This window comes from Vibrio sinaloensis (genome assembly GCF_023195835.1).
GTDB classification, from domain to species: Bacteria; Pseudomonadota; Gammaproteobacteria; order Enterobacterales; family Vibrionaceae; genus Vibrio; species Vibrio sinaloensis_C.
The window spans coordinates 108,266-129,734 of record NZ_CP096199.1 but is presented as its reverse complement, the minus strand read 5'-3'; the positions used below and the strand labels follow the sequence as shown (position 1 = coordinate 129,734).

The window sequence follows — 21,469 nt, the reverse complement described above, 5'->3', positions numbered from 1 at the left end:
TGTAATTATTTATATTTATTATTTGCTAGACTCATGGAAATCTTTCTATACAGAGAATACAACTCTCGAGTTGGTTTCCTATACCATTTCGCTTTTTCTTCTTCCCCCAATTGAATCGTCGTACCAAACTCTTCTGGGTTTTCTACAATAAAAGGTTTGAGCAAGTACGATGGCATATTATGCAGATAAAGAGAGCCAATATAGTTATCCACCGGCATACACCAACGCTCAGAGCCTGAAACTAACTTCTTTGCTGATTGAGGACAAATTGCATATGAACGCGTACCACCAAAGTTATCGCTCATAAAATAGATGGAGTAGCTATCCGAACTTTCTTTTTCGTACAAAGCACATTTTTCTGTCTCAGGCTCTAACCGTAAAAAACCATATTCAATGGTTTTTGCTTCAATCAAAGGCAGTAGCTCTTTAATGCGAGGTTGAACATCTGAATCATCTTCTATAATCAAAATCGGAGCATTTAGGTCAACACATTTTTGCCAAAGTAAATAATGACTTGCATAACAACCCAATTCGCCTTTAGATGGCATTCGACCACTTGTCAACCAGAGTCGTTTGTTATAATCATATCTGGCAAATAAAGGATGCGGTGGTTCAGCACGGCCATCTACTGCATCAAAAAACTCAAACTCTAACCCTAAGGTATCAAGTTGCTTCTTGATGTTTTCTCTTCTTTCAGGAGAACGCTTCAAGCTGATGACGTAGATTTTCATTGATTGATGTCTCACTCACGACGGATTTCACTAAGATCAGCCGCTAATTAGACCATAATCATGCTTGGGTTTGAATTGTTTTCCATGCAAGCACACACATTATTACCAAAAGTCGACAAAACAAGGACATTATCATCAAGCCTACATTGTGCTATTCTCAGCATCGATTTGTATGCAGACATTAGTTAGATGAAAATCCTAATCATTGGCCCTTCGTGGGTTGGAGACATGGTGATGTCTCAAAGCCTTTATATTACGCTGAAGCAACAATATCCCGTAGCGGAAATTGATGTGCTAGCTCCTGCCTGGTGCAAGCCAATTCTCGAGCGAATGCCTCAAGTCTCGCGCGCTATCGAAATGCCAATTGGACATGGTACCTTTGATTTTTCGACCAGAAGACGAATCGGTAAGGCGCTTAAGAACGACCACTATACTCACGCTTTTGTGCTGCCGAACTCAGCCAAATCTGCATTAATCCCTCTCTTTGCGGGTATCCCAATCCGTACTGGTTGGAAAGGGGAGTTTCGCTATGGCCTACTGACAGACCTAAGGCCAAACAAGCGCATCTTCCAATATATGGTCGAGCGCTACGTTGCTCTAGCGTCAACCAAAACAACCATGCGAGAGAACGTATCTTTACAGACCTGTCCTCAACCTAAGTTGATGGTCGATACAGCCAATCAATCTTCATCCCGACAGCGTTTACACTTGCCTTCAAACAAGCCAGTGATTGGGTTATGTCCTGGCGCTGAATTTGGACCTGCCAAACGTTGGCCCGATCAGTATTACGCCGAAGTCGCAAAGCACGCGATAAAACACGGTTATCAAGTTTGGCTGTTTGGCTCAGCCAAAGACAAACCAGTATGTGAACTGATTCGCGCTGCGCTACATGAAGAGGACCAGCAATATATCCACAACCTGGCAGGTCAAACGTCGTTGATTGAAGCGGTAGACTTACTCGCAGCATGTGACACTGTCGTCACAAATGATTCTGGCTTAATGCATGTCTCAGCGGCAGTCGGCTGCAATATTGTCGCTATCTATGGCTCTAGTTCTCCAGAATACACGCCGCCATTAACCGCTAAACTTGCCATGGTTCACACCGATATCGAGTGTCGACCGTGTTTCAAGCGAGAGTGCCCATACGGACACCTAGACTGTCTCAATAAGCTGATGCCAGAAAAGGTAATCAAAGCGCTAAGTACATTTATTGGAAAAGAAAACAATGAAACACCTTTGGTTTGAGAAAGGCGCTTATGCCGCAAAAAGTGCTCGTCGATATATTGAGGATGAGTTCGAACCCAAGAACGTAAAAAAAATTGCTGTCATTCGCCACGCCGCACTTGGTGATCAAGTCATTGTGCGCCCTTTCTTAATCGAGGCCAGAAAGTTCTTCCCGAATGCCGAAATAACTCTGGTCACAGTTTCTAACTATCTGTACGGAACCCCATCTGAGTTAGCAGATAAAACCATCGTGATGAAAAGTCGCGACGACTCAAAAGGCTTATCGCTCAAAGAAAAGTATCAGGATTACAATCAACTAGAAGAACAAGATATTGTCTTCGACGTTGCCGGTACTAACCGCTCATATTGGATGACATTGTTGACTAAGGCGAAACTAAAAGTCGGCTTCCCATACACCTCTTTCTTATGCGGCAAACTCTATAACCTAGCGGTATTTCGTTCCGACTTTCAGCCAGAGGTAGAATGCATGCTCGACATGCTGAAGATCCTCGGTCACAACCCAGGCTACCCACTCGACTTCGCTTATCCTGATCACCGTGAGCTAAAAGATGCCACTCAACCTTATGTGGTCTACTTTAGCGGCGCTTCACAATTAAGAAAGATTCTTTCTAAAGAGGAAATGCGTGAAGTTATTGAGTTGGCTATCGAGCATCAACCGAATATCAAACACGTTTTCCTTGAAGGGAAAAATGACTTTGAAAAAGGCGAGTTTTTACAAGACTTGGCTGATGCCGGCAAACTTACTATCCAGCCGTGCCTACCACTCGATGAGCTAGTCGAGTTTATCGCCAAAGCGAGTTTGGTTGTTGCACCAGATACCGGCATACGCAACGTCGCGATATCAACGCATACACCCACTGTTGGTATCTTTTATGCCACGGTTCCATTTCGCTATACACCATTGTACGAAAAACATTGGGTCGTCATGAATGCCAATGGCAGCAAACCAACCAGCGACCAAATCGTTGCATCGATTGACTGTGCATTAAAATAAAACAACAAAAGATTGGAAATCAAAATAATGAGCCAACTTAAGATATTAGTCGCCAACCGATTAATTCGCCTTACCGGTAATATTTTCAAAGTGCTGTCGTACCCATTTCATTGGGTGTTGCCTAAAGCGCGCTTTACTATTCCTGCTTTTTCCCCTGCCAGAGTGCGCTTGAGCAGCGAAAAAGCGATTCCAAGAACCATTTGGCAAACCAACTTTACCGATCAAGCGTCACTTCCCGTTTATCTCAATTACCTTTTCAATCGCTTGATGTCGTTAAACTGTGACTACCGCTACGTAAGCACCGAGGCTCGCGGCGAATATTTAGAGAAAAACGCCCCAACTGAAGTTTTCAATGCCTACTCACGCTTAACTAACGGTGCTGCTCAAGCCGACCTTTGGCGTCTGTTTGTGCTTTATAAAGAAGGGGGCGTTTATATGGACATTGATGCCACCTTAGTACGACCACTTGATAAATTGCTCGGAGAGGCTAGTGAGCTATATATAAAAGTGAGTAACAATACAGAGGTTACTAACTACTTTATCGCCTCGGCTCCGGGGAATCCCGATCTTCAAGAGACATTGGATCAAGTTGTCTACAACATTAATCACTACAAACCTGAAATGGGAGTTTATCACTCGACGGGACCGACAGTGCTCAATCAAGCTCTAGCGGGAAAACCAGTGAATGCAGAAGACAGAAAATATGTATGTATTCAAGGCACATTTACTAACGAACACTTTCAATACATCGACAAACCGCGAGGAAAGTGGACCCATATCAAACCTGAAGATCTCGTAAAGTAACTGTGATAGCCCGAGCCATTTATTCAACCATTTTAACGTTGGTAGCCCCGCTACTGCTTTATGGCCTCTACAAGAAGAAACCGGGGAAGCCAAGTGTGGGCAAGCGCTGGAAAGAGCACTTCGGTTTTACTCCCGCCATTCCAAATTGCCAACAGCCGATTTGGATTCACGCTGCTTCGGTCGGTGAAACACTCGCCGTCACGCCATTCATTAAACAGCTCAAATCTCGCCATGCAGATGTGAGTATTGTGCTGACAACCACTACCCCAACTGGAGCAGAGCAAGCGAAGCGACTTGGCGAACTAGTCACCCACCGCTACATGCCTGTCGATTTTTCGTTCGCAGTTGAGAGGTTTATTGATGTGATAAGCCCATCGCAATTGATCATTGTCGAAACGGAATTATGGCCCAATACGATTAAAGCCGTCAGCCAAGCTGGCATTCCCATCACTCTGCTTAATGCGCGCTTGTCTGAAAAATCATGTCGCGGCTACCAAAAGATCGCCGCCTTATTTCGACCGATTACACAGCAGCTCACCAAAGTACTTTGCCAGTTTCATGATGATGCTCAACGCTTCGCCGACCTTGGCGTCGACAAAGACAAACTAATTGTTACCGGCTCAATTAAGTTCGACATATCAGTTACGGACGCAGTGATAGATCAAGGCAACCAATTAAGACAGGAGCTAGGTACGCAACGCCCTTTGTGGATAGCCGCGAGCACTCATGAAGGTGAGGACGAACAGATATTCTCAGCGCATCAAAAGCTGCTATCAGAAATCCCGAATGCTTTACTACTCATTGTGCCCAGGCATCCAGAGCGTTTTCAAAAAGTGGCAGCACTGGCAAAAAGGCTCGGCTTTCCGACCGTAACTCGCAGCAGTGGAAAGAGCGTAAGCAGTGATACCCAAGTTTATGTTGGTGACACTATGGGAGAAATGCTGACTTTAATGCAAGCCAGCGATGTCTGCTTTATGGGTGGTAGCTTAATTGGCAAAAAAGTGGGCGGACACAACCTGCTTGAACCGGCCGCTCTTGGCAAACCGATTCTAACTGGCCCGAGCTTCTACAATTTTACAGATATCACTCACGCCTTGGTCGCTGCAGATGGGTGTAAAATTAGCCATAACACCGAAGAGATAGTTACCCATCTGAAAGTATGGCTCAAAGATGACCTACTACGAGAGAGTACGGGACAAAAAGCGCTCTCTGTTGTTCAGCAAAACACCGGAGCCATAGAACGCTCTCTCGCTCAGATAAAAGTAGATTAGGAATTTGAATATATGAAAAAGTTAATCGTCGACCTCGATGGTACTCTCACCCAAGCCAATACCTCAGACTACAAGAATGTACTGCCGCGCCTAGATGTCATTGAACAACTTAAAAAATATAAGAATCAGGGGTTTGAGATTGTTATCGCTACCGCTCGAAACATGCGCACCTATGAAGGTAACGTGGGCAAGATCAATATCCACACACTACCAATAATTACCGAGTGGCTAGACAAGCACGAAATTCCTTATGATGAGATCTTGGTGGGGAAACCGTGGTGTGGTCATGACGGTTTCTACATTGATGATCGTGCTGTACGACCATCAGAGTTCGCTGAGCTCTCTTTTGAACAAATTAATCAGTTGTTTGAAAAGGAAAAGCAATGTTCTTAATCATGTCTGGCGCGTACGTGGGGCAAGAACTAGAGTCCGAATTTGGCCATATTCCGCCCAGCTTTCTACCACTGGGAAACCGTCGCCTATTCCAACATCAGGTTGCGCTCGCGCCTGCCGAAGTTGATGTCTACTTATCAGTACCCGAGTCCTACACAATTTCTCCTCTCGATCAGCAGTGGTTGCAGCAAAATGGGGTCACCCCTATCTGCACACCTGATGGTTTGAGCTTGGGAGCATCTATGGTCGCTGCAATTAATATTAGTGGGCACTCACTAAATACGCCTTTACATATTCTCTATGGTGATACCCTTTTCTCTCAGCTTCCTGTCGGCGATGACATCGCCAGTGTGTCAACCGCTAAAGACAGCTATAACTGGGCAGTGCTAACTGACGATAAGGCTCATTGGTTAAAGGATACCGAACAAAAACTGAGTGCGGAGTCAAATCGAATCATCGACGGTTACTTTAAGTTTAGCCAACCTCGCGAGTTAGTTCGCTGTATCACTCAAAGTGAGTGGAACTTCATCGAAGGGCTCAACCGTTATCATCAATCGATTGGGCTTACGCCTGTAGATTCAAACGGCTGGCTAGATTTCGGCCACGTAAACACTTATTACCGTTCAAAGGCCGAACACACCACACAAAGAGCATTCAATGAACTAACGATCACGCCCAAGTGGATCGAGAAAGCCAGTGTTAAGAATGAAAAAATCGCCGCCGAGGCCAATTGGTTTGAACAGCTCCCCTATCCACTGCGTGGTTATATCCCGCAGTATTTAGGTAGCAACCAAGAGCAGGGAAAAGTCTCATATAGACTCGAATATCTGCACTTGACTGCTTTGAACGAGTTATTTGTGTTCGCCAAACTACCCTCGCAAGTGTGGCAACAAATCCTAACGGGCTGTGTCGATTTCCTATCCGCTTGCAGCAAACAGACCGTTGAAGCAGGTACTCACGCCAACACGCTGGATGTCCTTTTTGGCGGTAAAACACCAGCTCGATTAGCCGAATTCTGCCGAGATCGAAATATCGATATTAATAGCCTTTGGACTTATCAAGACCAAACCGTAAGTTTAAAAGAAGTCCTCGCGTTAAGTGAAAAACATCTACCAACAGAGCAAATGCAGATTGGTGTATTGCACGGCGATTTCTGTTTTAGCAATATTTTGTATGACTTTAGAGCAGGTAAAGTCAAAACCATCGACCCGCGAGGAATAACTCCTGATGGGCGCCAAACAATCTACGGTGATATTCGCTATGACCTGGCCAAACTAAGCCATTCTATTTTGGGACTATATGACTGGATCATTGCTGGCTACTATGAGGCTTCACTCGACCAACAAAAAATCAGCTTAACGATTGAAGATAACGGTACCCATAGGGAAACGCAGCAAGCGTTTATCCAATTAGTCGAACAGGAGTTCGGTATTACCGCCCAAAACTTGTATGCCATGCAGATTCAGCTGTTTTTATCTATGTTGCCACTACACTCCGATGATAAACGCCGACAAGACGCTTTGTTCGCCAATGCTTTCCGACTGCATCAAATATTACAGAGATTAGAACAATGATAGTGATTCCTATGGCGGGCATGAGCTCGCGCTTTTTCAAGGCTGGTTACACAAAACCTAAATACATGTTAGATGCGCATGGTGAAACTCTGTTTGATCACTCAGTAAAGAGCTTTCAAGCCTATTTCTCTACGCTGCCTTTTCTGTTTATCGTCCGAAATGTTTATGAAACAGAAGCGTTTGTTAAACAACGAGCACAAGAACTTGGTATCAAAGAGTTTTACATTGTTGTTCTAGACCAAGAGACAAGAGGACAGGCGGAAACCGTTGCTTTAGGGTTAGAGCTGCTAGAACAACAACGTCCAGACTATCAAGGTGCCATTACCGTATTTAACATTGACACCTTCAGACCCAATTTTGCCTTCCCTGATGTCAGTCATTCCGGCGATGGTTATTTGGAAGTATTTAAAGGCTCTGGTGATAACTGGTCTTTCGCCTTACCAGAAAAAGCGGGCTCAACCAAAGTCATTAAAACTACTGAGAAGAATCCCATTTCCGATCTTTGTAGTACTGGCCTGTATCATTTTAATCGCAAGCAAGCCTACCTAGACGCCTATCAAGCCTATGTTGCTAAGCCACAGCAAGAGTGGGAAAAAGGTGAGCTGTACATTGCTCCTCTATATAACCTGTTAATAGAACAAGGCTTAGAAGTTCACTACCATCTCATAGAGCGCAATGAAGTGATCTTCTGTGGTGTTCCACAAGAGTACACAGACTTTCTAAACAGGTAGCGACATGATTCAGATTGCAGACCAAGATATCACCTTTGTTGTGCAAGGCCCGGTTCAAGCGAGTAATGACCGGAGCCAGATCTCGGGTATCACCAGTGAATGCTTGAGCTCCATCCGCCGCTATTTCCCAGCGTCAACCATCATATTATCAACTTGGAAAGGGCAACCTTATCAAGATTTAGATTATGACCAAGTAATAGAACTCGACGATCCAGGTTCAAACAGCATCTATCATGATGGAAAGCCGCAGACCTTAAACAACAACCGCCAAATGGTCAGCTCTCACTATGGACTCAAAGCGGTAACCACTAAGTACGCCGTCAAAATTCGTTCCGACAATAAGCTTATTGGTCGACAGTTTGTTGATTTGTACCGCCAATATGCTGACCTTCCCCGGAAAGAGCAGTATTCGTTATTTAAACAGCGCACGCTGACCAGTAGTACTTTCTTTATTTCCAGCCACCACGGCAGACCCGTCTATTTCCACAAGAGCGACTTATTTGACTTCGGACTAACAGAAGACTTACTCACTATTTGGTCCTCGAACTGGATAGAAGAGTTGAGCTTTAAGCTCCGGCCAGGTTACAAAGCACGTTACGCCACCACCGAGCAATTCTTGACCCTCAACTGGTTATCCAAGTTACTTGGCAAGCCTCTTAAGATTGACAATTTGACGGGTGAAGATGCGGGATTAGGTGCTGACTTTTGGCCTAAGTTTATCGCCAATAACATCATAGTGGATGCACCAGAAAAACTGGGGCTAGACATCACTGAGAGATTTTATAACCGCGGTAATTTAGCCTTAGAGTATGACCTAGCAGACTGGTTGTATCTTAACAATCAATCAGATAAACCACGCGATATTAAGCGCCTCTATCGAAGCTACAAAAACCTTACTGGCAGCTTTTTGCGCAAAATAAAAGGCTAAATGTTTGACAGGTAGCCTTCAAAAAGTGGTTGCCAGTCACTCTGTTGCCACAAAATATTACGCTTGCCTACCTCTTTCACCAACGATCGCTTCAATCTCTCTAGGTTCGCTTGCTTCCAACCTTCGCCCGATTGTTGGTAACACTTGTCAAAATCGATGATCCAAACCTGTTGCTGGTCATCGATTAGGATATTGTGAATATTAAGATCAGTGTGATTGACTTGGGCGTCATGCATTTTTCTGATTTCTTGGCCAATTTTTTGGTACATTTCAGCGCTGAGCGGTGCATCTTTTAGTACAGCTACTAAGTCACGAGCGTTCGCGACCTTTTCACTTAACAAATCAGCGCGGTACGTTAGCCCATTACGCACAGCACGTGCGGCTATCGGTCTTGGCACATTGACGCCGCAGTTTCTCAGTTGCTGCAAAAGCTGAAACTCCTGATAACTGCGAGTTTTCTCCCAACCATTAAACCAGTAACTGTCTGCGACCAGTTTGCCAAACAGCCCACCACGGCGATAGTGGCGTAATGCAGCCGCAACGGTTTCTGTTTGTACAAACCAAGTGGTACCTCGCCCAGTGGCACTGCCAATCACTTTGCCCGCATCTTGCCAATACTGGGCATCAAAGGCCTTTTCTACAGGCTCTTTCAGCAGCTGTTCATCATACCAAAACGTTTGGTTGTTCTCGGTGACACTCTTCATTGTATTTAGCAAAGCGACCTAAAGTTGGCGAAAATCGGTTCTATTTTACATTTATTCGTTAGCTCTGCATAATTCGATATCACTAACAATAAGTTACTCGACACCATGGCCCTATTTGATACCGCTCCACAATCTCTTTGTATATTGCGCCTTTCAGCCATTGGCGATGTGTGCAATACCATCGCGGCGGTCCAGGCCATTCAGCATCAGTGGCCAACAACTAAAATAACCTGGATAACGGGAGCGCTTGAAGCTAAGTTGCTTGAGAGTATTGATGGCGTCGAACTGATTGTTTTTGATAAAAAACAGGGCTGGCGCGCCTATCAACAACTCTGGGCGAAACTAAAAGGTCGTCGTTTCGATGCGTTACTTCATATGCAGTATGCCTTTCGAGCCAGTATCGCGACTTTGGGCATCAAAGCGAGATACAAACTGGGTTTTGATGCTAAACGTAGTCAAGACTTCCAAACCCTGTTCACTAATATCAAAGTCCCCTCACCTGACAAACCTCATGTTCTCGACGGTTTGATGGCTTTTGCCGGCCACTTGGGTATCGAGGATATAACGCCAAAGTGGCAATTAGGTTATACACAGCAAGATGCCAGCTGGGCAGAAAATCACTTAGATGCCAGTAAACGTAATTTGGTACTGGTACCTGGAGCGAGCAAGTCATATAAAAACTGGCATGCGCAAGGCTATAGCGAGCTTATCCAGCATGCGCACAGTAAAGGTTGGAACATCATCTTAGCTGGCAGCCCGGCGAAAGTTGAGACAGACTTGGCTGAACAAGTTGTAGATCTGAGCCAAGGTGAGGTGACCAACCTTGTCGGGAAAAGTTCACTGATGCAGATGCTCGCTTTATTAGACAAGTGTAATTTGGTCATCGCGCCCGATACTGGCCCTGCCCATATGGCGAATGCGATGAACACACCAGTGATCGGCTTGTACGCACACCATAACCCTCAGCGAACCGGCCCTTATCAGTATCTCAACTATGTGGTCAGTGTTTGGCAACAGGCGATCGAAGAACAAACGGGGCAATCTGCTGAGCAACTGAGTTGGCGCTCACGAGTTAAAGACAAACAAGCCATGAATAGAATTACTTCTTATCAAGTCATCGCCATGTTCGACTTGGTCTGCGAAAAAGAGTCATTATTATGAATCAAGCCAGTCAAAACCGAGCGACGATTGCCGCCGTTATCATCACTAAAAATGAGCAGGACAGTCTGCGCGACTGTCTGGAGAGCTTACGTTGGGTCGATGAGATAGTCATCGTTGACTCAGGTAGTACAGATAATACTGAATCTATCGCCCGAGAATATACCGAGCATTTTTATGTTAATGCCGAGTGGCCAGGGTTTGGCAAACAGAAGCAGCTGGCCCAGAGTTATGCGACCAGTGATTGGATTTTAGCGGTCGATGCCGATGAGCGTATTGATGACACCTTGCGTGATAACATCCTGACTATGCTAGAAAATCCTCCACAGAATACAGTGTTCAATCTTAACGAACTCACTTGGGTATTTGGTCGTTTCCTCAAGCACTCAGGCTGGTATTATCGTCATGTACGCCTCTATCCAAATAAGTTGACCAAGTACAACGACAACCTTGTACATGAGTCTGTGATTATTCCGCAAGGCTGCCAGGTAGCAGAGCTGGATGGTGATATCCTTCACTACTCGTATCAGAACCTCAATCACTATTTAGTTAAGTCTGCAGGCTATGCCAAAGCGTGGGCAGACCAACGCCAAGCCCGTGGGAAGAAAGCTTCTCTATCTCAAGGGATTGTTCATGCGCTAGGCTGTTTTCTGAAGATGTACCTGCTCAAACGTGGTTTTCTCGATGGTAAACAAGGCTTCCTGATCGCATTACTTTCCGCTCATTCGACCTTTGTTAAGTACGCAGACTTATGGGCTCGTGACAACGATCCCCACTATAAGTAATTACCATCACAAACGCATAAAAGGGCTCATCAGAGCCCTTTATCATTTCAGTATTGTCTGCACCCACGGTTTCAGTTCTACTAAAACCTGAGTAATATCAATACGCGCCATATCTTCCTGGCTGGCTTTATCATCCGCTTTAGGCGGGCAAAAGGCGATATGCTTACCTTCCGAATTGATTGGTTTCCAGCGCAGTGGCGTTGCTGAGCGTTTACTTGGGAAGAAGCCAATAGTCGGCACATCTATCGCCGCTGCGATATGCAGTGGGCCAGTAGAGCCGGCGATAAACATATCGGCGCAAGCGATAGAACGAGCAAAATCCACTAAGCCATCATTTTTATCGTACAGCGCTGAACCTCGCCCTCTCTCAGCCAGTAGTGTCTGCAACTCAAAAGCCTTCTTTTCCTCACCTGGTCCTGCGGTCAGCACGACTTCAAACTCGCCCTCTAAACCGCACACTAGCTGAGTATATTGCTCTAGAGAGAGATTATTCGCAGACCCTCCACTCCCCGCATGGACATAAATCCAAGGCTTACTCATATTCAAGTTCAATTGCTGCGCCAGTTTCGTTTTTTGTTCCGCAATCTTCTGCTCGCTAAACGAAAGATAAGGCGCACAAGGTTCGACAACTTTGACTTGGTTGTCAGTTAAGAAGGCGCGAATAAGATCGAGGTTATATTCAAACTCTGGTTTAGCCGATTGCGATCGTTTCTGCTTGATACGCTTGTTGTAGAAAATCTGCGCTAGTTTTGTCGCAGGGGCTAGGCGATAAGGAATCTTACCTTTCCAGACCAGTTTGGCGTTATACGTAGTGGAAAACAGATTAATGGATGCATCAAACTTTTCGGCGCGAATCTGTTGCACTAACTCAGCTTGCTTTGCTTTGTCACTTTTCTCGGTTGGATCAACGAGAACACTATCAATCCAAGGACACAGTTCAGCTAGCGCTACAGTATAGTTCGGGACTAACGCTGTGATATGAGAATCTGGCATCGACTGCTTCAACATCGCAAAGCTTGGCCAAGCGAGCATAAAGTCACCAATTTTATCATTACGCACAACCAGTATCTTTTTCATCATCCCATCCAATTGTCTACTTTGCCCCAATGATAACGGCTTCATTGGGTAATTGTGAGCCTTTTTGTTAGTATTGAAACAGATGGAATAAATTGAGTATCTTAATCGTGAGCAGAAAACGCCTTTCCCGAGTGATCTATCCGGGCACTTTTGATCCTATTACCAACGGGCACTTAGATCTTATCGAGCGCGCTGCTGATATGTTTGATGATGTCATTATTGCGGTCGCCGCCAGCCCAAGTAAAAACACCATGTTTACCTTAGATGAGCGAGTACATTTTGCTCAAGAAGTCACCAAGCATTTGGACAACGTGACATCGAAGGGCTTCTCTGGACTCATGGTCGACTTTGCCAAACAAGAGCAAGCTAACGTGCTTATTCGAGGCTTACGCACTACGGTAGACTTTGAGTATGAGTTCGGCTTGACCAATATGTACCGACGCCTAATGCCTGGTCTAGAAAGTGTTTTTCTGACGCCAGCTGAAGAACACGCATTTATCTCATCAACCATAGTGCGAGAAGTAGCAATTCACGGCGGTGACGTGACTAATTTTGTACCCGAGGTGGTTGCCGAGGCGCTGAAAGAGAAAAAGAAAGTCTGAGTAGCGAGTAGCGAGTAGCGAGTAGCGAGTAGCGAGTAGCGAGAAACTATATACACCCATCCGCTTGTTTCAACCGTTTTAACTCGCTGCTCACGGCTCTATGCTTGGCATTGACGACAAAAAAACGTATTGCGTTGACCAATTTTTTGCTCTTCAATCCGTTCTTCGCAGCTTGGGCATGGCTCACCCGCCTTGCCATAGACTTGTAACTCTTGGGCAAAATAGCCTGGTTTTCCATCAGCTTGAGCAAAGTCTTTTAAGGTGGTTCCACCTTGTTTGATCGCGGTATCCAACACGCCCTTTATCTCTTTAACCAGCAATCCCCACTCTTTTTCAGTAACCTTTCCCGCAGGTCGAGCAGGATGAATCCGCGCACTAAATAACGATTCATTGGCGTAGATGTTGCCTACCCCCACAACCACTTTGTTATCCATAATGAACTGCTTGACAGCGACGCGTTTATTTACCGCCTTTTCAGCCACATAGTCAGCGTTGAACTCCGGTGTTAATGGCTCTGGCCCCATATTACCGAGGGCAGAGTGAGTGCCATCCTCTGTCCATAGCCAAGCGCCAAAACGCCTTGGATCGTTGTAGCGCAGTACCTTACCGTTGGTGAGTTTGAGATCGACGTGATCATGCTTAGCAGGCGCGATTTCGGCATCCAAAACCCGTAAAGAGCCAGACATACCCAAATGGACAATGGCTGTTCCAACGTCAGTTTCTATCAATAGGTATTTGGCTCGTCGTGAGATATTACGAATCACCTGCCCCTCCATTTGCTGTAACTCCTGGGGTATATCCCAACGCAGCTTTGGAGTGCGAAAAGTCAACTTAGCGACAGTTTGACCAATTAAATGAGGCGAAATCCCCATTTTACTTACTTCTACTTCAGGCAGTTCTGGCATGGAAAGTTCCTAGTTTCGAGTTTCGAGTTTTTTTTAGATTGTTCCTTGGTGAATAGAGTAAATCAAGGTGATTAAAGTTCGCTCGGAACAAGATACTCACTGGCCACCGAGATCGCTATCCACTTATCTTGCCAATTGTTGAGCAGCCAAAACTGAGGGGTTTGGTAGTAGGTTATCCTTTGCGGCTCTTCCTGATCAAGATACCAAGCCTCTATGGAGCTAGGTGAGCCCAGTTGCGGCTTCAAACTATCAAAGTTTTCTGACGTCACTTCAGTACCGACGAGGCTTATCCAGCGCTGCGCCAGCTCTTGTTCCGGTATTGCAGTGGCAATGGTACTGCGCCAACGTCCTTGGTTTTTCTCCAATGACCAATCAGAGAAATGTAATGCCTGTAACTCTGCCTGAGGGTTCAACAGATATGGATAAGGGCTTTCAACCACGGTCGGCTCAAGCAGATAGGTTTTGATCAAAGTAGGAAGGTTAAGCAAAGCGATAAACGCAATAATGCCTAACATAAGGATGTTGTTCCAACGTCTACGACGTGAAGGGGAAACTCGCATAGTGTCTGACTTCTCTGCCTTTAACTGACTCAAAAGTAGCAGAAAAGGGGTAGATAGGCGAGAGCTGTAGAGCTAACGTTGATTGACAATGGTTAAGGTGTCAACTCTAGCTACTCGCAGGGCGAAGCCCGAACTCGGAACGCAGTGCTCTAGAGGACGAAGTCCGTTCCCGGAGGGCGTAGCCCGTTCCTTCTCTCCAAAATAAAAAACCCAACCATATTGCTATGATTGGGTTTCTAATTCACGCTTCCCAGAGGAAGTTCAAAAAAGCATCAATTACTTGATTTTCGCTTCTTTGTACATAACGTGCTGGCGAACTACTGGATCAAACTTTTTGATCTCAAATTTGCCTGGCATGTTACGCTTGTTCTTATCAGTCGTGTAGAAGTGACCAGTACCTGCAGAAGATACTAGACGGATTTTCTCACGTACGCCTTTCTTTGCCATTGTCTATTTCCTCTTAAACGTTTACGCCGTTTGCACGGATATCAACAAGAACAGCATCGATGCCTTTCTTATCGATGATACGCATACCTTTAGCAGATAGGCGTAGTTTAACAAAACGTTTTTCGCTCTCTACCCAGAAACGATGAGTTTGTAGGTTCGGCAGAAAACGACGCTTAGTAGCATTGCGTGCGTGTGAACGGTTGTTACCCGTTACTGGACGCTTACCAGTTACTTGGCATACTCGTGACATGAATGTCTTCTCCAAAATCGTTTCAGCTCGATATCAACCTTGGTGGCCGAACCTCTCTAGTTCTCAAAGAAGCTATTCTCAAAAGAATTTCGAGGTCTTATACCGCTATGGAAACCCATACAAGGCTATCAAAGGTCGCGCATTATACTAACTTGAGTAGCATTGCTCAAGACCCGAACAGATCCTTTTTACAGGTTTTCGTGATCTTTTTTAGGCAGAGCTGATAATAGTTCAAAAAAATGTCGGGCGATTGTAGCAGAATTCGGCGTTCCCACAACCAAAACTTAAACAAAATCACAGAAAGTGATAGTCACTAGCGACGAGATACGAGTTGCGAGTAAACAGCTTAGGGCTTTCAGGTGCTAATTTTGAGCGAGAATGTGTCGATAGATGAAGAAGATAACTCAATTCTATCGTTACTCGTTACTCGTTACTATAATCAAATCCATCCACGCTCCGCAAAGGACACCACCTCTCCATCTCCAACGACAAAATGATCGAGGAGACGAATGTCCACCAGCGCGAGTGCATCTATGATTCGCCGGGTGATCCGGCGGTCACTCTGACTCGGCTCGGCGATACCCGATGGGTGATTGTGTGCGACAATGATGGCGGCAGCATTATGCTCTAGGGCGCGCTTTACCACTTCTCGTGGATAAACAGAAGCGGCGTCGATTGTGCCTTGAAACAAGGATTCACCACAGATCACCCGATGTTGATTATCTAAAAACAGGACGTAGAACTCTTCACGCTGTTTGTCACGTAAAAGCCCACACAAATACAGCTTAGTTTGTTCGGGGCTGGTCAATACACTGCCTCTCTTAAGGGTTTCACTTAAATAGCGTTGAGTCAGTTCCAGCACGGCTTGAAGCTGAACATACTTGGCTGCACCCAAACCTTTTTGTTGACAAAAACTGTCCAAGTCGGCGGCAAACAAGGCTCGCAATGAACCAAACTGGTGAATTAAATGTTCAGAAAGTGCCAATACATTCATTCCTTGCGTGCCTGTGCGCAGAAAAATAGCCAACAACTCAACATCGGTCAGAGCTTGTGGACCATGAGAAAGCAGTTTCTCACGCGGCATAGACGCCTTAGGTAGCCCTTTCATACTTCCTCCAATCGGCATTTTCAGTTGGCGTTGACGCTATCAAACTCCTTGTTTAAAAAAGTATGCTTTTAGAGTGAAAAGGAGTTTCTAGAAAAGAGCAGTACCTAGAGAAAAGCAGTTCCTAGTGCCTAGATAAAACAGTGCCTAGTTCCTAGAAATCGACCTCTAGGAACTAGGCACTAGAAAACTAGGAACTCAACATTCAGCCGTGATATCTTACGGGCAGAATTTTTAAGGAAGATCATCATGCAAACACTCGCAGGTAAAAAGATCCTTTTAGGCATCAGCGGCGGTATCGCGGCTTATAAATGTGCCGAACTCACCCGTCGCTTGATTGAGCGCGGCGCTGAAGTTCAAGTGGTGATGACCCACGCGGCTAAAGAATTTATTACCCCGCTCACCATGCAGGCGGTGTCGGGTAAACCGGTCTCAGATAGCTTACTTGACCCTGCTGCCGAGGCCTCTATGGGCCATATCGAGCTGGCAAAGTGGGCCGATTTGGTTCTATTAGCGCCAGCCACCGCCGACCTCATTGCGCGTACAGCGGCCGGTATGGGCAACGACTTACTCACAACCCTTATCTTAGCGACCGATTCACCGGTTGCAGTCTCACCAGCGATGAATCAGCAGATGTATCGCAATGTCGCGACACAAGAGAACATAGCGACACTTGAGCGTCGTGGTATGCATATTTGGGGCCCGGCAGCCGGTGAGCAAGCTTGTGGCGATGTAGGCCCGGGTAGAATGCTTGAACCAATGCAGTTGGTAGAACGATGTGAACAATTTTTTGCTGACAAACCTCTCAAGGGCCAATCTGTGGTGATCACCGCCGGGCCAACCCGAGAAGCCATCGATCCTGTGCGTTACATTTCAAATCATAGTTCAGGGAAAATGGGCTTTGCTTTAGCACAAGCAGCCTATCAGCTGGGCGCTGAGGTAACACTTATTGCAGGGCCCGTCTCTTTAGCCACGCCCTATGGCGTCAAACGCATCGACGTAAATAGCGCGCAAAGCATGTATGATGTGGCCATGCAGCTGGCAAGTAAAAGCGATGTTTTTATCGGCTGCGCTGCCGTTGCCGACTATCGCCCAGCCACAGTCGCAGAGCAAAAAATTAAGAAAACCGATGATAGCGATCAAATGACCATCACTATGGTGAAAAACCCAGACATCATCGCTGCTGTAGCTGCTCTGAGCGAAAATAGACCCTTTACCGTTGGCTTTGCGGCTGAGACCCAAGAGGTCGAAAGCTACGCGCGCGGTAAGCTGGTTAACAAACGACTGGATCTCATTTGTGCTAACGATGTCTCTGTTGCAGGTCAAGGCTTTAATAGCAACGACAATGCAATCACCTTATACTGGAAAGAGGGTAAGCAATCACTTACTCTTGCATCAAAGCAACAAATTGCGCATCAAGTAATGATGACAGTCGCGGAAAAACTAGACGCATAAAGCGCACACTAAGCTCAATCGAGAATAGAATACTGCGACAAAGGATATGTCATATGTTCAGGTTTGAGCACTCCAGAGCTCAAACCCTTTTTATTCAGAATGGTAACAAAAGGAACAGGTTCATGGCCGGAACAAGAAAAACCAACCGCCGAGATGAAATTTTGCAAGCCTTAGCAGAAATGCTCGAGTCCAACGAAGGCGCTTCACGTATTACTACTGCAAAACTGGCGAAACAAGTTGGCGTTTCTGAAGCGGCGCTCTATCGTCACTTTCCAAGTAAAGCGCGTATGTTTGAGGGGCTGATCGAATTCATCGAAGAGTCGCTGATGTCGCGCATTAACCGCATTGTCGATGAAGAGAAAGACACCTTAACTCGGATTCGCCTGGTACTGCAGCTAATCCTAGCCTTTGCAGAGCGCAACCCTGGCTTATGTCGTATCTTATCGGGCCATGCTCTGATGTTTGAAAACGAACGTCTACGTGAGCGCATTAACCAACTGTTTGAACGCATCGAAACCTCGCTGCGCCAGATCTTACGTGAGCGCATGCTGCGTGAAGGTAAATCCTTTCCTGTCGATGAAAAAATCCTCGCCGCACAACTTCTCGGCCAAGTGGAAGGCAGCCTAAACCGTTTTGTCCGCAGTGACTTTAAGTATCAACCTACCGCGAACTTTGAAGAGTATTGGGCGCTATTGAGCGCACAAATTAAGTAATCGTTATGAATAAAGATCAGTACAAACAAGCCCCTCCATTTTCCATCTCGCTACTCCACCCTAAGTATTGGGGCGTGTGGCTCGGCTTTGGCTTACTTGCTCTGATTGTCAATGTTTTGCCTTACAGGCTACTGTATAAGCTGGGCCGCGGCCTAGGGCGCGTGGGGATGCGTTTCGCTAAATCGCGCGTCAAAATAGCCCGCCGAAATCTCGAGCTTGCTTTTCCTGATATGAGCGACGTTGAGATTGAGCGCATGGTGGAAGAGAACTTTAAAAACACCGGTATGGCTCTGTTCGAAACGGGTATCACCTGGTTTTGGCCGACTTGGCGCTTCAAGCGCATTTTGATAGCCAAAGATATCGAGGTGATGCACCAACTCGAACAACAAGGAAAAGGGGTGTTGGTGTGCGCTGTACATGCACTTAATCTTGAGATTACTGCGCGCGCTTTCGGGGCACTTGGCCTGCAAGGATACGGGGTGTATCGTCCGCATAGTAACCCAGCGTATGAATTCATCCAGTATCGTGGTCGTAGCCGTAATGGCAACAAATTGGTCTATCGTACCGACATCACCCGGATGATACGTGTGCTGCGCCAAGGACACCGTCTGTTCTACCTGCCGGATCAAGATTACGGCCACAACAAATCGGTGTTTGTGCCTTTCTTTGCCGTAGAGCAAGCATGCACCACTACTGGCACCAGCATTCTGGCCTACACCAGCAAATGCGCAATCGTACCGGGCTCAGGGTTTAGAAACTCAGAGGGTAAGTACGAGATTATCGCTGATAAAGATATTTCAGCCGACTACCCGAAAAAAGATGAGGTCGCAGCAGCGGCTTATATGAATAAATATGTTGAAGAGATTATCATGCGAGCGCCAGAACAGTGGATGTGGCTGCACAAACGATTTAAATCACTTCCTGACCACAGTCTGACCAACTCTCGTTACCAATAAAATAGGCGTCGCTGAATGAGCACCACAGAAAAAAACAGCACCGACAAATATCTCCACAACCCAAAGTTTGAATGGTCGTTTCTCCATCCTAAGCACTGGGGTACCTGGCTTGGCATCTTTTTCGCTGCGCTATTTTCTTTTATGCCCTATCGTTGGCGTGACGCCTTGGCACGCAAGCTGTCGGTGTTTGCAGTTAAGAAGAACGGCCGGGTGGTACGCCGTGCTCGAGTCAACTTAAAGTACTGCTTTCCCGAAAAAAGTGACCAAGAACGTGAAGCGATCCTTGCCGAAACATTTGTCAAGGCAGCGCAATACCTACTAGGTTACTCAGAGTTTTTAGTTCGCTCGACCAAACACAACCAAAACCGCGGTGTGATGTTGGGAGAGGAAAACCTGCTGCCTCTGCTTGAAGCAGGAGAGAACGTGATCATCTTGGCACCTCACGCCTGGGCGGTCGACTATCCAGGGGTCATGTTGGCCGCCAAAGGTTACAAAGTCACCACCATCATGAAGCCGCAACGTAACCCAATCGGTGACTGGTTGATGCAAGTTCAGCGGATGCAATACGGCGGGCGGATTTTCGCCCGCGAAGCTGGAGTTAAGCCATTTGTGCGCTCGATAAAAGATGGCTACCTCGGCTACTGGCTACCTGACGAAGACTTTGGCGCAGCCAATTCGGTATTCGTGCCGTTCTTTGCCACCGAGAAAGCGACCCTAAAAGGGTTTGGCAAGATGGCAAGACTATCCAAAGCCAAAGTCGTGCCCATTCTTCCTGCGTACAACGATCAAAGCGGCAAGTATGAAGTCCACATTTTACCGGCGTTAGAAAACTTCCCAACCGGAGACGAAGAAACCGATGCGCGTGCGATGAACCAAGCGATTGAAGACTTGGTACGCCCTCGCCCAGAGCAATATATGTGGAATCTATCGCTGTTAAAAACGCGCCGAGATGGTCGTGAGATTTACGATAACTCGCACTATGGTGATCGGGATGATATAGAGAGCTAGCGAGCGACGAGAGACGAGAGACGAGAGACGAGAGACGAGAGACGAGAGACGAGAGACGAGAGACGAGAGACGAGAGACGAGAGACGAGAGACGAGAGACGAGAGACGAGAGACGAGAGACGAGAGACGAGAGACGAGAGACGAGAGAAAATTTAAGGGTTGACGAATAAACGTCAACCCTTTTTTAGGCTCGCACAAAATGGGAGACAACTTTCAATTCACTCACCACGAGTACCTCTCGAAGCAAGCGTTATTTGCCGTTAAATCCCATACTGAGCGCGGTAAGCTTTCACTGCTTGCAAATGCTCAGGATCGGTTCCTTTCTCTTCCAAGAAGGTCACCAAGTCCGTCAAGCTGACAATCGAGATAATCGCGCAGCCGAAATCGCGCTCTACTTCCTGAATCGCCGACAATTCACCTTTACCTTTTTCTTGGCGGTCGATTGCCACCAACACACCGGCAAGGTCAGCACCATTGGCTTGGATAATTTCCATCGATTCACGAATCGCAGTGCCCGCAGTGATCACATCATCGACCAGCATGATGCGCCCTTCTAGTGCACTGCCGACGAGGTTGCCACCTTCACCGTGATCTTTCGCCTCTTTACGGTTGAAGCAGTAAGGCGTGTCGATATCATGGTGATCGGCGAGTGCCACTGCAGTGGTCGTCGCGATTGGGATGCCTTTGTAGGCAGGGCCGAACAACACATCAAACTCAATCCCAGAATCCGCTAAAGCCGCTGCGTAAAAGCGGCCTAAGCGCGCCAAATCACGACCGGTATTGAAAAGACCAGCGTTAAAGAAGTAAGGGCTCTTACGGCCTGATTTCAAAGTAAACTCACCAAATTTTAGGACTTGTTTCTCTAAGGCAAACTCAATAAATTCACGCTGGTATGCTTTCATTATTCTCTCTCTTGATAGTGGTTACTAGAAGCTAATCCCTAGTTCCTAGAATTTCGTCTCTAGGCGCTCGAAACCAACTCCTTGCATCATTACAACAGATTCTGAATCTCGCTCGTGCCTCGCTGTTCAGAATGACAATATTGAACTCGTCATTCCAGAAGTGAGGCTCGCG

At 46.3% G+C, this 21,469-nt stretch carries 24 protein-coding genes; 15 read left to right on the top strand and 9 right to left on the bottom strand.

Annotated features, from left to right (window positions below):
- Nucleotides 1–5: 5 nt before the first annotated feature.
- On the bottom strand, nucleotides 6–731 hold the full coding sequence (locus MTO69_RS00615) for a glycosyltransferase family 25 protein (RefSeq protein ID WP_248330205.1): 726 nt from the start codon (nucleotides 729–731) through the stop codon (nucleotides 6–8).
- Nucleotides 732–920: 189 nt separating this feature from the next.
- Between MTO69_RS00615 and waaF the strand changes: the two genes are divergently transcribed.
- Genes waaF through MTO69_RS00575 form a run of 8 tightly spaced genes read left to right on the top strand, consistent with a single transcriptional unit; the run spans nucleotide 921 to nucleotide 8,671 of the window.
- Nucleotides 921–1,976 carry a lipopolysaccharide heptosyltransferase II gene (gene waaF, locus MTO69_RS00610; protein WP_248330203.1) on the top strand — a complete coding sequence of 352 codons (1,056 nt, stop codon included), beginning with the start codon at nucleotides 921–923 and terminating at the stop codon, nucleotides 1,974–1,976.
- Nucleotides 1,957–2,970 carry a glycosyltransferase family 9 protein gene (locus MTO69_RS00605; protein ID WP_248330201.1) on the top strand — a complete coding sequence of 338 codons (1,014 nt, stop codon included), beginning with the start codon at nucleotides 1,957–1,959 and terminating at the stop codon, nucleotides 2,968–2,970. The genes waaF and MTO69_RS00605 overlap by 20 nt, the downstream gene beginning before the upstream one ends.
- A gap of 27 nt (nucleotides 2,971–2,997) precedes the next feature.
- Entirely contained in the window at nucleotides 2,998–3,774 is a 777-nt protein-coding gene (locus tag MTO69_RS00600; RefSeq protein WP_248330199.1) for a glycosyltransferase family 32 protein, read from the top strand.
- Nucleotides 3,775–3,776: 2 nt separating this feature from the next.
- Entirely contained in the window at nucleotides 3,777–5,045 is a 1,269-nt protein-coding gene (gene waaA, locus MTO69_RS00595) for a lipid IV(A) 3-deoxy-D-manno-octulosonic acid transferase (protein WP_248330196.1), read from the top strand.
- Between the two features lie 12 nt (nucleotides 5,046–5,057).
- The gene (locus MTO69_RS00590; RefSeq protein WP_248330194.1) at nucleotides 5,058–5,438 is read left to right on the top strand and encodes an HAD-IIIC family phosphatase; all 381 of its coding nucleotides are present in this window, start codon (nucleotides 5,058–5,060) and stop codon (nucleotides 5,436–5,438) included.
- The gene (locus tag MTO69_RS00585; protein ID WP_248330192.1) at nucleotides 5,429–7,012 is read left to right on the top strand and encodes an aminoglycoside phosphotransferase family protein; all 1,584 of its coding nucleotides are present in this window, start codon (nucleotides 5,429–5,431) and stop codon (nucleotides 7,010–7,012) included. The genes MTO69_RS00590 and MTO69_RS00585 overlap by 10 nt, the downstream gene beginning before the upstream one ends.
- Nucleotides 7,009–7,743: a glycosyltransferase family 2 protein gene (locus tag MTO69_RS00580; RefSeq protein WP_248330190.1), complete on the top strand. Its 735-nt coding sequence runs from the start codon at nucleotides 7,009–7,011 to the stop codon at nucleotides 7,741–7,743. The genes MTO69_RS00585 and MTO69_RS00580 overlap by 4 nt, the downstream gene beginning before the upstream one ends.
- Before the next feature lie 4 nt (nucleotides 7,744–7,747).
- Entirely contained in the window at nucleotides 7,748–8,671 is a 924-nt protein-coding gene (locus MTO69_RS00575; protein ID WP_248330188.1) for a WavE lipopolysaccharide synthesis family protein, read from the top strand.
- On the opposite strand, the gene MTO69_RS00570 is transcribed toward MTO69_RS00575, so the two are convergent.
- Nucleotides 8,668–9,375 (bottom strand): 3-deoxy-D-manno-octulosonic acid kinase, encoded by a 708-nt coding sequence (locus MTO69_RS00570; protein ID WP_248330186.1) that lies wholly within the window; start codon nucleotides 9,373–9,375, stop codon nucleotides 8,668–8,670. The genes MTO69_RS00575 and MTO69_RS00570 overlap by 4 nt on opposite strands.
- A gap of 105 nt (nucleotides 9,376–9,480) precedes the next feature.
- On the opposite strand from MTO69_RS00570, the gene MTO69_RS00565 reads away from it, so the two are divergent.
- Both MTO69_RS00565 and MTO69_RS00560 read left to right on the top strand, forming a co-directional pair.
- Nucleotides 9,481–10,536, top strand: a complete 1,056-nt coding sequence (locus MTO69_RS00565; RefSeq protein WP_248330184.1) for a glycosyltransferase family 9 protein — start codon at nucleotides 9,481–9,483, stop codon at nucleotides 10,534–10,536.
- Nucleotides 10,533–11,318 (top strand): glycosyltransferase family 2 protein, encoded by a 786-nt coding sequence (locus tag MTO69_RS00560; RefSeq protein WP_248330182.1) that lies wholly within the window; start codon nucleotides 10,533–10,535, stop codon nucleotides 11,316–11,318. Before MTO69_RS00565 ends, MTO69_RS00560 begins: the two co-directional genes overlap by 4 nt.
- Before the next feature lie 42 nt (nucleotides 11,319–11,360).
- On the opposite strand, the gene MTO69_RS00555 is transcribed toward MTO69_RS00560, so the two are convergent.
- On the bottom strand, nucleotides 11,361–12,395 hold the full coding sequence (locus MTO69_RS00555) for a glycosyltransferase family 9 protein (protein ID WP_248330180.1): 1,035 nt from the start codon (nucleotides 12,393–12,395) through the stop codon (nucleotides 11,361–11,363).
- A gap of 107 nt (nucleotides 12,396–12,502) precedes the next feature.
- Here MTO69_RS00555 and coaD point away from each other — a divergent pair, with 107 nt between their 5' ends.
- The gene (gene coaD / locus MTO69_RS00550; protein ID WP_248330178.1) at nucleotides 12,503–12,997 is read left to right on the top strand and encodes a pantetheine-phosphate adenylyltransferase; all 495 of its coding nucleotides are present in this window, start codon (nucleotides 12,503–12,505) and stop codon (nucleotides 12,995–12,997) included.
- A 98-nt stretch (nucleotides 12,998–13,095) separates the two neighbouring features.
- On the opposite strand, the gene mutM is transcribed toward coaD, so the two are convergent.
- The 5 genes from mutM to radC form a co-directional block, all read right to left on the bottom strand.
- Nucleotides 13,096–13,902 (bottom strand): bifunctional DNA-formamidopyrimidine glycosylase/DNA-(apurinic or apyrimidinic site) lyase, encoded by an 807-nt coding sequence (gene mutM / locus MTO69_RS00545; RefSeq protein ID WP_248330176.1) that lies wholly within the window; start codon nucleotides 13,900–13,902, stop codon nucleotides 13,096–13,098.
- A 71-nt stretch (nucleotides 13,903–13,973) separates the two neighbouring features.
- On the bottom strand, nucleotides 13,974–14,462 hold the full coding sequence (locus tag MTO69_RS00540; RefSeq protein ID WP_248330174.1) for a hypothetical protein: 489 nt from the start codon (nucleotides 14,460–14,462) through the stop codon (nucleotides 13,974–13,976).
- A 276-nt stretch (nucleotides 14,463–14,738) separates the two neighbouring features.
- Nucleotides 14,739–14,909 carry a 50S ribosomal protein L33 gene (gene rpmG, locus MTO69_RS00535; protein WP_004410866.1) on the bottom strand — a complete coding sequence of 57 codons (171 nt, stop codon included), beginning with the start codon at nucleotides 14,907–14,909 and terminating at the stop codon, nucleotides 14,739–14,741.
- Nucleotides 14,910–14,922: 13 nt separating this feature from the next.
- Complete coding sequence (gene rpmB / locus MTO69_RS00530) at nucleotides 14,923–15,159, bottom strand: 50S ribosomal protein L28 (RefSeq protein ID WP_004743834.1); 237 nt, start codon at nucleotides 15,157–15,159, stop codon at nucleotides 14,923–14,925.
- 439 nt (nucleotides 15,160–15,598) lie between these two features.
- Nucleotides 15,599–16,285 carry a RadC family protein gene (radC, locus tag MTO69_RS00525; protein WP_248330172.1) on the bottom strand — a complete coding sequence of 229 codons (687 nt, stop codon included), beginning with the start codon at nucleotides 16,283–16,285 and terminating at the stop codon, nucleotides 15,599–15,601.
- A 228-nt stretch (nucleotides 16,286–16,513) separates the two neighbouring features.
- Between radC and coaBC the strand changes: the two genes are divergently transcribed.
- From coaBC to lpxM, 4 genes are all read left to right on the top strand, one after another.
- Nucleotides 16,514–17,719: a bifunctional phosphopantothenoylcysteine decarboxylase/phosphopantothenate--cysteine ligase CoaBC gene (gene coaBC, locus MTO69_RS00520; RefSeq protein ID WP_248330170.1), complete on the top strand. Its 1,206-nt coding sequence runs from the start codon at nucleotides 16,514–16,516 to the stop codon at nucleotides 17,717–17,719.
- Nucleotides 17,720–17,841: 122 nt separating this feature from the next.
- Nucleotides 17,842–18,432: a nucleoid occlusion factor SlmA gene (gene slmA, locus MTO69_RS00515; protein WP_248330168.1), complete on the top strand. Its 591-nt coding sequence runs from the start codon at nucleotides 17,842–17,844 to the stop codon at nucleotides 18,430–18,432.
- Between the two features lie 5 nt (nucleotides 18,433–18,437).
- Nucleotides 18,438–19,388 (top strand): Kdo(2)-lipid IV(A) acyltransferase, encoded by a 951-nt coding sequence (locus MTO69_RS00510; protein ID WP_248330167.1) that lies wholly within the window; start codon nucleotides 18,438–18,440, stop codon nucleotides 19,386–19,388.
- Between the two features lie 15 nt (nucleotides 19,389–19,403).
- Nucleotides 19,404–20,396, top strand: a complete 993-nt coding sequence (lpxM, locus tag MTO69_RS00505; protein ID WP_248330165.1) for a lauroyl-Kdo(2)-lipid IV(A) myristoyltransferase — start codon at nucleotides 19,404–19,406, stop codon at nucleotides 20,394–20,396.
- Between the two features lie 259 nt (nucleotides 20,397–20,655).
- Here lpxM and pyrE read toward each other — a convergent pair whose 3' ends face one another.
- The gene (gene pyrE / locus MTO69_RS00500) at nucleotides 20,656–21,297 is read right to left on the bottom strand and encodes an orotate phosphoribosyltransferase (protein WP_248330163.1); all 642 of its coding nucleotides are present in this window, start codon (nucleotides 21,295–21,297) and stop codon (nucleotides 20,656–20,658) included.
- Nucleotides 21,298–21,469: the final 172 nt, after the last annotated feature.

What these genes read in the sequence shown, in the direction of transcription:
- MTO69_RS00615 (WP_248330205.1), bottom strand. Translation starts at nt 731, where the DNA reads ATGAAAATCTACGTCATCAGCTTGAAGCGTTCTCCTGAAAGAAGAGAA.
- waaF (WP_248330203.1), top strand. Translation starts at nt 921, where the DNA reads ATGAAAATCCTAATCATTGGCCCTTCGTGGGTTGGAGACATGGTGATG.
- MTO69_RS00605 (WP_248330201.1), top strand. Translation starts at nt 1,957, where the DNA reads ATGAAACACCTTTGGTTTGAGAAAGGCGCTTATGCCGCAAAAAGTGCT.
- MTO69_RS00600 (WP_248330199.1), top strand. Translation starts at nt 2,998, where the DNA reads ATGAGCCAACTTAAGATATTAGTCGCCAACCGATTAATTCGCCTTACC.
- MTO69_RS00590 (WP_248330194.1), top strand. Translation starts at nt 5,058, where the DNA reads ATGAAAAAGTTAATCGTCGACCTCGATGGTACTCTCACCCAAGCCAAT.
- MTO69_RS00585 (WP_248330192.1), top strand. Translation starts at nt 5,429, where the DNA reads ATGTTCTTAATCATGTCTGGCGCGTACGTGGGGCAAGAACTAGAGTCC.
- MTO69_RS00580 (WP_248330190.1), top strand. Translation starts at nt 7,009, where the DNA reads ATGATAGTGATTCCTATGGCGGGCATGAGCTCGCGCTTTTTCAAGGCT.
- MTO69_RS00575 (WP_248330188.1), top strand. Translation starts at nt 7,748, where the DNA reads ATGATTCAGATTGCAGACCAAGATATCACCTTTGTTGTGCAAGGCCCG.
- MTO69_RS00570 (WP_248330186.1), bottom strand. Translation starts at nt 9,375, where the DNA reads ATGAAGAGTGTCACCGAGAACAACCAAACGTTTTGGTATGATGAACAG.
- MTO69_RS00565 (WP_248330184.1), top strand. Translation starts at nt 9,481, where the DNA reads ATGGCCCTATTTGATACCGCTCCACAATCTCTTTGTATATTGCGCCTT.
- MTO69_RS00560 (WP_248330182.1), top strand. Translation starts at nt 10,533, where the DNA reads ATGAATCAAGCCAGTCAAAACCGAGCGACGATTGCCGCCGTTATCATC.
- MTO69_RS00555 (WP_248330180.1), bottom strand. Translation starts at nt 12,395, where the DNA reads ATGAAAAAGATACTGGTTGTGCGTAATGATAAAATTGGTGACTTTATG.
- mutM (WP_248330176.1), bottom strand. Translation starts at nt 13,902, where the DNA reads ATGCCAGAACTGCCTGAAGTAGAAGTAAGTAAAATGGGGATTTCGCCT.
- MTO69_RS00540 (WP_248330174.1), bottom strand. Translation starts at nt 14,462, where the DNA reads ATGCGAGTTTCCCCTTCACGTCGTAGACGTTGGAACAACATCCTTATG.
- rpmG (WP_004410866.1), bottom strand. Translation starts at nt 14,909, where the DNA reads ATGGCAAAGAAAGGCGTACGTGAGAAAATCCGTCTAGTATCTTCTGCA.
- rpmB (WP_004743834.1), bottom strand. Translation starts at nt 15,159, where the DNA reads ATGTCACGAGTATGCCAAGTAACTGGTAAGCGTCCAGTAACGGGTAAC.
- radC (WP_248330172.1), bottom strand. Translation starts at nt 16,285, where the DNA reads ATGCCGATTGGAGGAAGTATGAAAGGGCTACCTAAGGCGTCTATGCCG.
- coaBC (WP_248330170.1), top strand. Translation starts at nt 16,514, where the DNA reads ATGCAAACACTCGCAGGTAAAAAGATCCTTTTAGGCATCAGCGGCGGT.
- slmA (WP_248330168.1), top strand. Translation starts at nt 17,842, where the DNA reads ATGGCCGGAACAAGAAAAACCAACCGCCGAGATGAAATTTTGCAAGCC.
- MTO69_RS00510 (WP_248330167.1), top strand. Translation starts at nt 18,438, where the DNA reads ATGAATAAAGATCAGTACAAACAAGCCCCTCCATTTTCCATCTCGCTA.
- lpxM (WP_248330165.1), top strand. Translation starts at nt 19,404, where the DNA reads ATGAGCACCACAGAAAAAAACAGCACCGACAAATATCTCCACAACCCA.
- pyrE (WP_248330163.1), bottom strand. Translation starts at nt 21,297, where the DNA reads ATGAAAGCATACCAGCGTGAATTTATTGAGTTTGCCTTAGAGAAACAA.